12 protein-coding genes and 1 pseudogene are annotated in these 13,548 nt (G+C 41.6%); 11 read left to right on the top strand and 2 right to left on the bottom strand.

What is annotated here, in order from left to right; translation table 11 throughout:
• Nucleotides 1–26 precede the first annotated feature (26 nt).
• The 3 genes from AC0VZ9_RS12945 (at nucleotide 27) to AC0VZ9_RS12935 (ending at nucleotide 2,545) form a co-directional block, all read left to right on the top strand.
• Complete coding sequence (locus tag AC0VZ9_RS12945) at nucleotides 27–1,193, top strand: branched-chain amino acid aminotransferase (RefSeq protein WP_475397461.1); 1,167 nt, start codon at nucleotides 27–29, stop codon at nucleotides 1,191–1,193.
• A 45-nt stretch (nucleotides 1,194–1,238) separates the two neighbouring features.
• Nucleotides 1,239–1,505 (top strand): DUF1292 domain-containing protein, encoded by a 267-nt coding sequence (locus AC0VZ9_RS12940; protein ID WP_019379948.1) that lies wholly within the window; start codon nucleotides 1,239–1,241, stop codon nucleotides 1,503–1,505.
• Between the two features lie 128 nt (nucleotides 1,506–1,633).
• Nucleotides 1,634–2,545, top strand: coding sequence for a CBASS cGAMP-activated phospholipase (locus AC0VZ9_RS12935; protein ID WP_034297065.1), 912 nt, complete (start codon nucleotides 1,634–1,636; stop codon nucleotides 2,543–2,545).
• A gap of 47 nt (nucleotides 2,546–2,592) precedes the next feature.
• Here the strand turns inward: AC0VZ9_RS12935 and AC0VZ9_RS12930 are convergent, their stop codons facing one another.
• Nucleotides 2,593–3,756 (bottom strand): glycosyl hydrolase family 18 protein, encoded by a 1,164-nt coding sequence (locus AC0VZ9_RS12930; RefSeq protein WP_009334634.1) that lies wholly within the window; start codon nucleotides 3,754–3,756, stop codon nucleotides 2,593–2,595.
• Between the two features lie 209 nt (nucleotides 3,757–3,965).
• Here AC0VZ9_RS12930 and AC0VZ9_RS12925 point away from each other — a divergent pair, with 209 nt between their 5' ends.
• On the top strand, nucleotides 3,966–4,997 hold the full coding sequence (locus AC0VZ9_RS12925; RefSeq protein ID WP_475397460.1) for a DUF438 domain-containing protein: 1,032 nt from the start codon (nucleotides 3,966–3,968) through the stop codon (nucleotides 4,995–4,997).
• Between the two features lie 27 nt (nucleotides 4,998–5,024).
• On the opposite strand, the gene AC0VZ9_RS12920 is transcribed toward AC0VZ9_RS12925, so the two are convergent.
• Nucleotides 5,025–5,831, bottom strand: coding sequence for a hypothetical protein (locus AC0VZ9_RS12920; protein WP_386850103.1), 807 nt, complete (start codon nucleotides 5,829–5,831; stop codon nucleotides 5,025–5,027).
• A gap of 123 nt (nucleotides 5,832–5,954) precedes the next feature.
• Between AC0VZ9_RS12920 and pepF the strand changes: the two genes are divergently transcribed.
• The 7 genes and pseudogenes from pepF (at nucleotide 5,955) to AC0VZ9_RS12885 (ending at nucleotide 13,443) form a co-directional block, all read left to right on the top strand.
• A complete protein-coding gene (gene pepF, locus AC0VZ9_RS12915) occupies nucleotides 5,955–7,742 on the top strand; it encodes an oligoendopeptidase F (RefSeq protein ID WP_475397459.1) in 1,788 nt (595 codons plus the stop codon).
• Between the two features lie 169 nt (nucleotides 7,743–7,911).
• Nucleotides 7,912–8,865, top strand: a pseudogene (locus tag AC0VZ9_RS12910) (glycosyltransferase); the annotation flags it as partial.
• A 78-nt stretch (nucleotides 8,866–8,943) separates the two neighbouring features.
• Nucleotides 8,944–9,993: a selenide, water dikinase SelD gene (gene selD, locus AC0VZ9_RS12905; RefSeq protein WP_226280773.1), complete on the top strand. Its 1,050-nt coding sequence runs from the start codon at nucleotides 8,944–8,946 to the stop codon at nucleotides 9,991–9,993.
• 344 nt (nucleotides 9,994–10,337) lie between these two features.
• Entirely contained in the window at nucleotides 10,338–11,240 is a 903-nt protein-coding gene (gene phnD, locus AC0VZ9_RS12900; protein WP_475397458.1) for a phosphate/phosphite/phosphonate ABC transporter substrate-binding protein, read from the top strand.
• 11 nt (nucleotides 11,241–11,251) lie between these two features.
• Nucleotides 11,252–12,007, top strand: coding sequence for a phosphonate ABC transporter, permease protein PhnE (phnE, locus tag AC0VZ9_RS12895; protein WP_019379953.1), 756 nt, complete (start codon nucleotides 11,252–11,254; stop codon nucleotides 12,005–12,007).
• A gap of 12 nt (nucleotides 12,008–12,019) precedes the next feature.
• Nucleotides 12,020–12,793, top strand: coding sequence for a phosphonate ABC transporter ATP-binding protein (gene phnC, locus AC0VZ9_RS12890; protein ID WP_009334642.1), 774 nt, complete (start codon nucleotides 12,020–12,022; stop codon nucleotides 12,791–12,793).
• A 38-nt stretch (nucleotides 12,794–12,831) separates the two neighbouring features.
• The gene (locus AC0VZ9_RS12885) at nucleotides 12,832–13,443 is read left to right on the top strand and encodes a polysaccharide deacetylase family protein (protein ID WP_019379954.1); all 612 of its coding nucleotides are present in this window, start codon (nucleotides 12,832–12,834) and stop codon (nucleotides 13,441–13,443) included.
• The last annotated feature ends 105 nt before the right edge of the window (nucleotides 13,444–13,548 follow it).

The following is a 13,548-nucleotide window of genomic DNA, read 5'->3' as shown; positions in this document are numbered from 1 at the left end:
TCATCTACAGATAGGGAGTTTTGACAATGACTGAATTTAAAATTGAAATCAATCGCACACCTGAGAAAAAACAAAAACCTGCATTTGATAACCTGGAGTTTGGCAAAAATTTTACCGATCATATGTTTGAAATGGATTATACTGCCGGCCGGGGATGGCATGATCCAAGAATTGTACCTTACCAGCCGCTTTCACTTGATCCCGCTGCAATGATTTTCCATTATGGGCAAAGTGTCTTCGAAGGGTTAAAAGCATATCTTACAATCGATAATGAGGTATTGCTGTTCAGGCCAGAAAAGAATATGGAGAGATTGAATAAATCCAACTCCAGATTATGCATTCCTGAAATTGATGAAGAGCTTGCTCTTTATGCCTTAAAAGAATTAATATCACTCGATCGTGACTGGATTCCCAATGTTGAAGGAACTTCACTGTACATCCGTCCATTTGTCATTTCAACTGAGCCATACCTTGGAGTGGCACCATCAAAGAAATACAAATTCATCATTATTCTTTCTCCAGTAGGCGCCTACTATAAGGAAGGCATCAACCCTGTTAAAATTGCTGTTCAAAACGAATATGTCCGTGCCGTTAAAGGGGGAACAGGCACCGCTAAAACCGGAGGAAACTATGCAGCGAGTCTGAAAGCACAGGAGCTTGCCAGCTTAACTGGATATTCACAGGTTCTATGGCTGGACGGAAAAGAAAATAAATATATTGAAGAAGTGGGAAGCATGAACATTTTCTTCAAAATTAACGGTGAAGTTGTAACACCTGAGCTTAATGGAAGCATCCTAGAAGGAATCACCAGAAACTCTGTACTCGAGTTGCTGAAATACTGGAATATCCCAGTGGCAGAGCGCAGAATCTCCATTGAAGAAATCTACCAGGCACATGCGGATGGACAGCTTGAAGAAGCATTTGGAACTGGCACTGCTGCTGTTATCTCTCCAATTGGCGAATTTTTCTGGGACAATAAGAAAATTGAAATCAGCGGCGGGATCACCGGCGAATTATCTAAGAAAATCTATGATACTTTGACAGGCATCCAAAAAGGAACCGCGCCAGACCCGTTTGGATGGAGTGTAAAAGTGGAAAAAAAGAGGCAGCAGGCATTAAGTAATCCTCAATGCAGGCAAGGATCGGCACATAAAGCCGATCCTATTTTTATTTTAGGCATGAAAATCTGCTAAAACGGGAAAATATAGAAAGAACCTACTATAGAGAGGAGATAAAAAATGGACAAGATAGAAGTTGGAGAAGTATTTACAATCAGTGATGAAAATGATCAGGAAATGGAAGTGGAGGTCCTCGCTTCTGCAGAGGTGGATGGCCATCAATATGCTGCTGTCAGCTTCGTAGAAGATCTTGAAGAAGACACAGAAGAAGATATCGACGTGTTCTTCTTAAAACTGGATGAAGACGGCGACTTTACCCCCATTGAAAGCGACGAAGAATTTAACAAGGTCTCTGCAGTATTCGAGGAAATGATAAACGAGGAATAGAAGAGAAGGAATGATTCCTTCTCTTTTTTTACATAGGAAAAGGCATAAGCTCCTATTCTTCAGATAACGTAATTTCCCCAATAGTAATGGGCAAATATCACAAAAGGAATGAAACAGCAGGTGATCCAATGAAAATATTATGCATCGATGGCGGTGGAATACGCGGTGTCTTTGCTGTCAGCATTTTAAAAGCTCTCGAAGAGGAACTGAATCTGCAAGCCGGCGACTATTTTGATATGATTGCTGGCACAAGCACCGGATCGATAATTGCCGCTTCACTGATCCTGAAGAAAGATATGAGCGAGGTCTTGAAAGGATACGAGTCATTCGGGAAAAAAATATTTGTAAAACAGGCAAAGGTTGGCCTCTTTAAAAGTGTATACAGTGATAAGTACCTGCGGCGTTTTATCCGCAAAGCTTTTGGTGAAACAGAGCTTTCCGATATTAAAAAGCCGCTTTTAATTCCTGCTGTCGATGTGACCCATGGCAAGCCATTTATCCACCGTTCCAATTACGGCAGTACTGGAAATGAAAGTTTATCAATGAAGCTTTGGGACGCAGTACTATCCTCCTGTTCAGCACCTGTATATTTCCCTCCTAATAACATCAGCAACAGTTATTTATCGATAGACGGAGGGCTTTGGGCGAATAATCCATCACTCGTCTGCATTACGGAGGCTATGCATCACTTCAAGGAGGAGCTGCAAAAAATAAAAATCCTTTCCCTTGGAACCGGTCTTCAAAAAATTGACTTTACGATTGACAATAATAAATACTGGGGTGTAAAACATTGGCTGCCTTTCCAGCTCCCGTCCATGAAAGTGACGCCGAAGCTTTTGGACCTGGCCCTTCATTTATCCTCCGAATCTGTTACCTACCATTGCAAGCATCTGCTCGGAGAAAATTACTTGCGCATAAATGAAGAACTGGGGGAAGAAATGCCATTTGATGAAATAAAGTTTGTGGAGGAATTGGTTATGCTTGGAGAGAAGGTCTATCAGGACCGGCGGGAGGAAATAAAAAAGTTTATACTATCGTGATTTGAAATAAGAAAAAAGAGCATGGGTGCTGCCCATGCTCTTTTTTCTTATTTGGTATTTTTCAAGGAATAATACTTCACGGGTTCTTCTGTATTTTGGAGAGCTTCAGCAATCGTTCCCATAAGGCTGTATGGTCCTTTGGCGTCATGGCCCACTTCCCAGATCATCATTCCGCCGAATCCGTGATTGAGAGCCAGGGCTGTTTTCTTTTTCATCGTTTTGGCACCATTATAGTAGTAGTCGGTGCCATTTAGGCTGATCTTATCCTTTTCTGCGTTTTCAGGGTTATCGTTTATGACTGCATTATATGATACCGGCTTAATAGCAGGATCTGCTGGCTGAGCATAAAGCGGAACCCCCAGAACCAGCTTATCTTTTGGAATACCCTGTGAATCAAATAATTGTCCCCAATAGTTTGCTATATTCTCTGTAAAGGAGTACGGAGAAAGATTGCGAGCATTGTAACCGCCATCCCACTGGCCATCATAAGCCATAATATTTACATAATCAACCTTCATGAACATAGAAGGCTCATATACGACATAGCCCGTCTCTGTCCCGGTTACACTATGAATTTTGGCATGGACCGCAACAGACAGCACTTTGCCGTTTGCATGAAGCATTTCGCTAAGCTTATGGATAAAGACTGCCAGGTATTTTGCATCCTCTTTAGAACGCGGATGCTCAAAATCAATGTCAATGCCATCAAGGTTTTCGTTTTGAGCCAGTCCCGCCAGTTCTTTTACCAGCCTATCTCTCGAGGATTCATCAGCTATGGCTTGTTTAAAATAATCATAAGATTCCCCGCCATTGATATGCAACCATCCCCCTACGGCAAGTATAGCCTTTACATCTTGCCGGTGTGCATTTCTTACCACACTTCTCAGATTTTTCAGGGCTGAATCACCATTTAAAGAAATGCTGCCGTCCTTCTCAGGATGAGCGAAAGAAAATAGGATATGTGTCAGATTTGAATAATCGATCGATTTTGGATCACGGTAATCCTGGATATAACCCATCAGCACTTTTTCGGGAATCTCCGAAAGCTCCGGGATTCCTTTTTTGACCAGAAGTTTGCTGGATTGTGAAACCGGCACAGACTGTTTTAAAGGCTGGCCTTGATCGGTGATGTTTGTATAGTAAATGCCTGCAGCAAAACCGCTGGAAAATATAAAAACAATCAATATCAGCATTTGGTGTATTCTTTTCACAAATAGTAAACCTCCATCATTCAATCCTTTAAAAGTGTATCAAAAAAGAGAACAAGGAGGGGGTGGTAATTTATTGCTTGCATTCCATTCTTAAATAAACCAATAAACTTTCAATAAAATATGATTCTCATCACATCCCAAACTTTTCCCCCATGGTACATTCCTTATAAGCAATTTATACAGCCTGGAAAAAGAGGAGGAAATGTACAGTGAGCGAATTGATTAATAACCGTGAACATCAGGACCATCACAGCAGTCCTGCTCAGGACAATAATGGCGAAACCGCTCTTCCCAAGCCGGAAGAACAGCCCGGACACCCCATACATACATTTATCAGGGAGAATAAGGCAATTGATAAGCATCTGAGGGAAAAGGTAAAAGTCCATCTCGAAGCGTTCATCCAGGAGGATAACGGGGAAAATGCATATAAACTATTGGAAGACTGCATCCTGCTGCTTGATCTTGATAAGCATTACAGCCGGAAGGAAAATCTGCTTTTCCCATACTTGGAGAAGTACGGAATCTATGGACCAACAAATAATATGTGGAGCATCGATGACTATATCAGGGATGGAATCAAGGATGCCAAAAACCTGCTCGAGGATTACGATGGGGACAAGCAAAAGGTCACCAATGCCGTGCGTTTCATTTTCAATGAAATAAGCGCTATGATTTACAGGGAGGAAAATATCCTTTTCCCTATGGCCTTAAAGAATCTTACAGAAGATGAATGGGTTAAGATTGCCCATGAGAGCGATGAGATTGGCTTCTGCCTGACCGGCCCGCAAGGAGAATGGAAGCCCGAACGCAAAGGGATTGCTGGGAAAGCAATATCAGAAGGCTATATCAAAATGGAAACTGGCATTTTATCATTGAAACAGCTGGAGCTATTATTCAATCATTTGCCTGTTGATATCACATTTATTGATCATGAAGACGTAGTCCGCTATTTCTCTCACGGAAAGGAAAGAATCTTTGCCAGAACCAAAGCCGTGATAGGGCGAACCGTGCAGAATTGCCATCCTCCCCGCAGTGTCCATGCTGTGGAAGAATTGCTGAAGGATCTTAAGGCAGGCCGAAAGGACTCTGAAGATTTCTGGATAAAATTTAAAGATAAATTTGTTTATATCCGTTATTTTGCTGTAAGGGATGAAAACGGAAGCTATGCAGGAACCCTGGAATTCACACAGAATATCAATCCAATCCAGGAAATCGAGGGAGAAAAAAGAATTCTTTTATAATCATAAAAAAGCTAAGAGCGTCCACTCTTAGCTTTTTTTGATTTTTGAAGGATTATTAATCTTATATGTCACTGCTTCTTCTACAATGAATTCCTCGTCACAGTCTTTCCCTTTAGGCAGTTTCTTTTTAACAATTTTCCCATCAAATTCAAGGCTTTCCCCTGGCTTAAGTTCGAATTTCTTCAGCGTTTTTGAGTGGGAGCACCAGCCAAGTCCCACTTCAATCGGTTCATTCTCTTCAATGACAACATCTTCTAAGACGATGACTTCATCATTTTCTTCATTGAAATGGTTCCAGCTCAAGGCAAATTGTTTTACTTTAGCAGTAAAGTGGGCCTTTTCTGCTGGCAGTTCCAATGCAGGCTGTTTTTCCTTCTTGGCTTTTTTTGCTGAAGGCTTTGTCTTATTGCTGTTTTCAGACGGATTCTTAGTAACGTCTTCAGACTTCTCACTGTCTTTTTTAGGTGCTTCCTTTTCAGAAGGAGCAGAGAAACCAGCAGTCAATGCTTTTCCAAAGCTTGGCGACTGCATCTCTTTAAGATAAGCCGGGTGTATGCAGCTCAGATTTCCGTCCTGAAATTCGATTATGATTGTATAATAATCATCAGACTCACCGTATGCCTGATAACCTTTCACAGTTACAAGCCGCTGCTGTGATTTTTCTTTATACCAGAATTCCTTCTTAACTTCCCTTGTAGTTGATAAGCCCCATTCCCTGACTTTCTCTTCATAATGAGCATCATCCTGAAACGTTTCAAATTTCCCCACTGGAGGAAAATATACCGTATTGTTTGAGTCTTCAATATGAGGCAGAGTTATTGCCAATCCGTCCACATCCTTTCAAGATTATTTTAATGGCCGTTCATGATAAAATCAAAAATGAGGAAGGGTTTTTCCGATAACTTTTGAATATAGTTAATAAATGAATGACAGTTTTGCTGTAAAGGAGGCTATAAGATGAAGACATACAAAAACAGAAATGATGTTCCGCTAAATGAAAAATGGAATCTGGAAGACATTTATTCCAGTTTGGAAAAATGGGAGGAAGATTACCAGAGGATTGAACAATTAGCTGATAAGCTGAAGACCTTTGATGGGCAGATTCAAGATGGTTATTCCCTGTATCAATATCTTGAGCAAAAAGAAAAACTTTCTTACATATTTAATAAGCTATATGCATATGCGATGCTAAAAACAGATGAAGACACACGGGTGTCTGATTCACAGGCTTTTGTGGACAGGGCAAAGCAATTAGGCGTTAAAATCAGTTCTTCCACTTCTTTTTTTATGCCTTTTCTTTTAAGTCTGGATGAAGAAACCCTAAAAAGCTATATTGCTGAGGAAAAGGGCTTGAAATACTTTGAGGAAGATCTGCTCGAATCTTTCCGCTATAAGCCTCATGTCCTTAATAAGGACCAGGAAGAAATTCTGTCCCGCCTTGGCGAAGCACTTTCGGTTCCAAGTCATACATTTGGAATGATGAATAATGCTGATATAAAGTTTGGCGATGTAACAAAAGACGATGGCGAAAAGGTTGAACTGACACGCGGCATGTATGCAAAAATTATGGAAGAGGAAGACCGGGAAAAGAGAAAAGAAGCGTATAGGGCCTATTACCAGCCTTATGTGCAGCTAAAGAATTCCATTGCTTCCACCCTTTCTGCTGCGATAAAAAACAATGTGAGCATGGCCAAAATCCGGAATTATCCTTCAGCCCTTGAAAAAGGATTATTTGGAGATAAGGTGCCCAAGGAAGTATATGTAAATCTTATTGAGACCACTAAAAAAAATATCGGGGCAATGCATCAGTATACCAGGATCCGCAAGAAACAGTTAGGCCTTGACGAGCTGAGGCAATATGATTTGAGTGTTCCATTAGCAGAGGGTGTAAAACCTGATATATCATATGAAGAAGCTTATGAAACGATGTGTAAAGCATTGGAGCCTCTTGGAGAGGATTATATTAATATTCTCAAGGAGTTTAAGTCAGGGCGCTATATTGATGTGCGGGAAACTCCAGGGAAGCGGTCAGGGGCGTATAACCTGGGCATCTACGGCGTTCATCCCTATATCCTCCTGAATCACCGGGATGATCTGGACAGCCTTTTCACACTTGCACATGAATGCGGACATGGTGTCCACAGTAAGCTGAGCTCTCAGCACCAGCCGCAGATTACCGCCCGATATAGCATCTTTGTAGCGGAAGTGGCTTCAACAGTAAACGAAGTGCTGCTGATTAATTATTTGCTGAACAGGGAAAAGGATAAACAAGTCCGCAGGCATCTCCTTAATCATTTTATTGATCAGTTTAAAGGAACCTTCTTCACTCAAGTCATGTTTGCTGAATTTGAGATGAAAACGCACGAATTAGCTGAAAAGGGAGAACCGCTTAACGCTGAAGTTTTCAGCGGAATCTATGAACACTTATTCCGCGAATATAATGGGGATGAAATAGTCTTTGATGAAGAGGTAAAATTCGGCTGGGCTAGGATCCCTCATTTTTACCGTCCATTTTATGTTTATAAGTACGCTACCGGATTTGCGTCTGCCATTCATTTGGCAGCGAAAATTCTTGAAGGGGACAAAGAAACGCTGCAAAGCTATCTTGAGTTCTTAAAAAGCGGAAGTTCTGATTATCCGCTTGAGCTGTTAAAGAAAACCGGAGTGGATCTGACTTCCCCATATCCAATTGAAAACTCACTTCGGAAATTCAGAGAACTTGTAGAAGAATTCGGAAACCAATAGAAGAATCCGGCCTGTTTCTTGCCTTAGAAACAGGCTTTTTTACTGTCATAATTAAAAGAACAGCTAGCTGAAATACAATTAATGGACAGGATGAAATATTCCTGCAATAATTGATGCAAACTTTAATTAAAACGAAGATAGTGCAAATATAATTGTGAAGGATGAAAGGATGAAAGTAATACTGGCAAGCCCAAATTTTCACCAGGCAAGAGGAAATACGGTTACCGTTCAGCGTATTTCTGATGGACTTAATAAGCTTGGCATCGAGACTAAAATCATTAATATCACAAACGATTACGAATTCACTTACCTGCCAAAAGCTGATATTGTGCATGGCTTTAACGCTTACAGGTTTGGCCAATTTATTAAAAGGCTTGCTAAAAGGCCTGAAAGATATGTCGTAACCATGACAGGGACGGACTTAAATATCGATCTTTATGATCCGGAAAAAAAAGCCGTTGTTTCGGAAACCATCCTCCATGCCGAAGCTATACACGTATTTGATGATGAAGCCAAGCTGGTACTCTCAAAAGAACTTCCCGAAGCAAGAGATAAAATCAGCGTTATCCATCAGGGCACTGTAATATTTCCTGAACCTGGAGGTGATTATAAGAAAGAACCTGGCACTTTTTTATTTTTGCTGCCGGCAGGGATCCGCAAGGTGAAAAATATTCCTTTTGCCATAGAAAAGCTTAAAATCATTTACGAAAAAAATCCTGAGATACGACTTTTGCTGGCGGGCCCTATTATTGAAGAAGAAGAGGGGTATATTGTAAAGTCCCTTGCAGAAGAGAATAAAGAGTGGATTCAATATCTTGGTCAAATCCCCCATCATCATATGGGGGAACTATACAGGCAAGCTGATGCCGTATTGAATACATCCCATTCTGAAGGCCAGCCTGCTGCTATTTTAGAAGCAATGGGATATTGCCTTCCAGTACTTGCAGCCAATAACCTGGGAAATCGAAATATCATTGACCATCAGGAAACCGGTTTAATCTATACAAATCCGGTCGAATTTCTTGATTATGCAGACAAACTAGTGAATAATTACGAGTTGAGGATAAAATTGGGGCGTGCTGCCAAATTCTATGTTGAATGCAGCCATTCTTCAGAATATGAAGCTAAAACACTTCAAAAAATGTACAAAACCATTTTAGAAAAGTCCCAAGTAAATAATCATAGGCAAGGAGAGAGAAATATGTCGAGAGAAGAAATCATAAAACTAACTTCTTTATCTACAAAAGGCGGCTGAGGATGCAAAATTGGTCCTGAAGACCTGGCGCAGGTTCTGCGTCATTTGCCAAAGTCTGTACCTGACCCCAACCTTTTAGTAGGACTGGATACTTCTGATGATGCAGGTGTATATAAAATAAATGATGAAACTGCCCTGGTGCAGACACTTGATTTCTTTACTCCTATCGTGGATGACCCGTATATGTTCGGGCAGATTGCCGCAGCCAATTCACTTAGCGATATTTACGCTATGGGCGGAAAGCCGATAACCGTTATGAATATTGTAGGTTTTCCAATCAGCAAATTGGATAAAAACATCCTTGCAGACATTCTGGCTGGCGCATCCGATAAAGTTAGAGAATCCGGTGCTGTTTTAGTTGGAGGGCACTCCATTGATGACCAGGAGCCAAAATTCGGTTTATCTGTGACTGGAACAGTACATCCTGAACGAGTTAGAACAAATGCAGGAGCCAAACCTGGTGACAAACTGATTTTAACCAAGCCGATTGGCGTGGGCATTCTTACTCAAGCGATTAAAAGGGATATGCTGGATCAGGAAGGAATTGACCGTGTAATGGAAGTCATGGCTGCCTTAAATAAAGACGCAGCTGAAGCTATGGATAACTACCAGGTCAATGCCTGTACAGACATTACCGGTTTTGGCCTTCTAGGCCACGCAATGGAGATTGCGGAAGGAAGCGGCACAGGCATTACCATTGAAAGCAAAGCCGTTCCAATCCTTCCAAAAACAAGAGAGCTTGCTGAACAGAATATTATTCCTGGAGGCTCCAAAAAGAATCATAAATGGCTGTCCGGCCGGATTCAATATGAAAATATTGATGATGTGGACCAGGTGATCCTTTGTGATGCCATCACTTCAGGGGGACTTTTAATAACCGTTCCTGAAACAGAAGCTGAATTGCTCCTTAAAGATCTTAAGGTAAAAGGAGTAGAATGGGCTTCCATCATTGGGACTGTCACAGATCAGAATCCTGGAAAGATTACTGTTATCTGAAAAAAGGACTCGAAAAGAGTCCTTTTTTACCTTTACAAAATTAAGGCTGTTTTCGTTAGAGTTTTTACTTGCAACTAAATCTAACAATAGAGTTGATTGTAGCGGAGGGCATTTGATCCTCGAAAATGCATCCGCATTTCTTCGTGCGGTGTTGATTCAGGGAAGTTTATTCAATGTCCTGCGGGAAGCCAGGGAAGTGAGAGGCGCAGGCGTAGCCGAAGAGGATCTCATCTCTCCCCGCGGGTTCGCTGCGTGCATGCAGCCAAAGATCAACGAACAATATTCACAAGCTAACCGACATTTTATAGCAATAGAGCCAAAATCAAAAACAAGGAAGTGCAAACATGAAAAAATTCTTAATGCTCATAACTATCTTTTCACTGATGCTTTTGTCAGCATGCGGCGGAAATGCAACAGATAACACAGACGGAAACGGAAAAGAACAATCGAAAGAAACGTTCACCATTGGGGTCATTCCAGTTCAAACAGAGGGATCCATGGAAGCTGCCATGGAGAAACTTCAGTCCACTTTATCTGAAAAACTCGATAGGGATGTAGCTGTCGAAGTATATCCGGATTATAACGGGGTAGTGGAAGCCATGAACTACGATAAAATTGATATGGCTTATTTCGGCCCGTTAACATATGTTGTTGCACATGAGAAGAGCGGCGCAAAAGCCATCATTACACAGCTGATTGATGGAGAGCCATTCTATTATTCATATATCATCACACATAAAGACAATCCATGGAATTCACTTGAAGATTTACTGAAAAACAGCAGTGAATCTGACTTTGCTTTCGGTGATATCAATTCAACTTCAGGATCTCTAATCCCATCCATTGAATTGAAGGACCGCGAAGTTTACAAATCAGAGGACGACCACAGCTTTAAGTCCGTCAGATTTACAGGCTCGCATGATGCTACTGCATTGGCAGTTCAAAATAAGCAGGTTGATGCAGGTGCGATCGACAGCGCCATTTACAATCAATTAGTGGATTCAGGAAAAGTAGATGGAGATCAGATTAAAACGATCTGGAAATCAGAAAAGCTTTTTCAGTACCCATGGGCTGTACATGAGAACACCGATGAAGAAACGATTAAAGCATTAAAAGAAGCATTTCTGGCGATTGAAGACCCGGAAATTCTGGATGCTTTCGGGGCAAGCGGATTTACAGAGGCAAGCAATGAAGATTATGAAAGCATCCGCCAGGCTGCCCTAAAAGAGGGACTTATTAAAGAATAGGGCTGATAAGATTGTGGTTTAAAAAACGCAGCATATTAACATATTTCGTGTTGGCTTTATTCGTTTATCTTAGCATGAGGCTAACGGAATTCGATTTATCGAAATTCAAAGACTTCCGCAATATGATTGACTTTCTGTCCCATTGGTTCCCGATGGATTTTTCTCTTCTTCCAAAGATACTTGAAGACAGTCTGGAAACATTGGCCATGGCTTTTTTGGGAAGCTTTTTCGGGCTTATCATCGGACTCCCCTTAAGCTTTATGGCAGCCAAAAACACGTCCGGCTCTAAACTTATTTACCATTTAACCAGAGTCGGCCTCAGCTTTGTCCGTTCCATCCCTGAAATTGTTTTCGGTCTGATTCTTCTTACGGCTCTTGGACTTGGTCCTTTTCCTGCTGTCCTGGCCATTATGTTTCATAATATTGGGGTTCTGGGAAAACTGATCTCAGAACTCATTGAAGCATCCGATCCCGGCCCGCAGGAGGCCATGAAAGCAGTTGGTGCTAAAAGCTGGTTTGCTTCCCTGTTCAGCATCCTGCCTCAAATATGGCCAAATGTATTGTCGAATTACTTCTACCGGTTTGAGGTTGCCATTCGAACTTCTCTTATATTGGGGTTTATTGGCGGTGGAGGTATTGGCCAGAGACTTTTTAATGATTTTAAAACATTCCAGTACAGTTCAGTTTCGCTCGATGTACTGGTTATAATGATCATCGTTGTTCTTGTGGATCTTTTCGGAAGCTATGTTAGGAACCGAGTGATATAAAGGAGGCCTGAAATGCTTGAGATTCGAAATATAACAGTCCGTTATCCCGGCATGAAGCATAATGCCCTGAATTCTATAAACCTGACCATTCATCCTGGTGATTTTGTTTGTGTGTTAGGTAAAAGCGGTGCTGGAAAATCCACTTTGATCCGCTGTTTAAACGGCTTGCAGACACCATCATCCGGGGAAATCATCTGGGATGGCCAATCCTTTTCTGCACTGAGTGATGAACAGCTTCGAAAAATCCGCAGGGAGATGGGAATGATCTTTCAGCATTTTAATCTAATTCCCCGATTGACTGTACTGCAAAATGTTCTGACAGGCATGTTCGGCTTCAGGAGCAGCTTCAAGAATCTTATTGGATGGTTCACAGATGAAGAAAAGGCACAGGCTAAACAAGTCATTGCAGAGGTGGGCTTAGCCGATTTTGCCGATCGCAGGGTCGAGCATCTTAGCGGAGGGCAAAAACAGAGAGTCGGCATTGCAAGGGCTCTCCTTCAAAATCCAAGTTTCCTTCTAGGCGACGAGCCTGTTGCAAGCCTGGATCCTGGAACTTCAGACCGGATATTCAGCTTGCTTCAGGAGATGCATGAGCGGCATAAGCTTCAAACCATTATTAATGTCCATGATGTTCAGTTAGCTAAACGATATGCAACCCGCATTATCGCTTTAAAAGATGGGGAAGTCGTTTTTGATGATAAACCAGAGCAGTTTACAGACGATATGTATGTATTTACATATGATGCAGAAAGTTATGGCGAGAAATCATATATCCGTTCTACTTAAAAAAGGAGGCAGAGGAAATGGCCAATTGTCCATGAGTTGTGGATAGCTCGAACGTCGTGTACGTTTCGAATGACCCTGATATCAAACTATTTAATGAGGGCCATGCATCGAAGAAAACAGTGGTGTTGACCTTTGATGATGGACCCGGTAGAGTTCTTCCGGAAATATTGGATATCTTGAAGAAAGAGAATGTTCCAGCTGTATTCTTCTGGCAATCCAGGCTTTTATACCCTCAGCGTCCGTGGAAAAGAGTCATAGAAGAAGGTCATCAGATAGGTACCCACTCTTCAAAGCATTCCAATTATGTTAATTTGAGTCCACATGAACAAGTCCAGGATCTCAGCAGCAGCAAAACTAAGATTGAGTCGATCATCGGCCAGGAAGTGAAGCTATTTCGGCCCCCATTTGGGCAGTACAATGAACACACTATAGCCGCAGCCAAACAGCTTGGGCTATCAACCATCATGTGGAGAATCTCGGCAATGGACTGGGAGCTAAAAGAACAGCCTGAACAAATTATCGCAAACGTCATAGAGAACCTGGAAGAGGGAGCGATCATTCTTTTGCATGAATTAACCCAGACTGTTGAAGCTCTCCCTGCTTTAATTGCTGAGATCCGAAATAAAGGCTATGAATTCAGTTTGCTCTAAAAAGTATCCTTGCGCAGGATACTTTTTTTGTGCAGTGAAAAAAGCAGTATTTTTTTAAAGCAGATTGATATATATTGTGGAGATAGGATGCCTATTAAGGGGGAG

This window comes from Cytobacillus sp. QJM3NY_8, assembly GCF_056173585.1.
The sequence above is the reverse complement of the archived record's forward strand: the minus strand, read 5'-3'. Positions and strand labels throughout refer to the sequence as shown.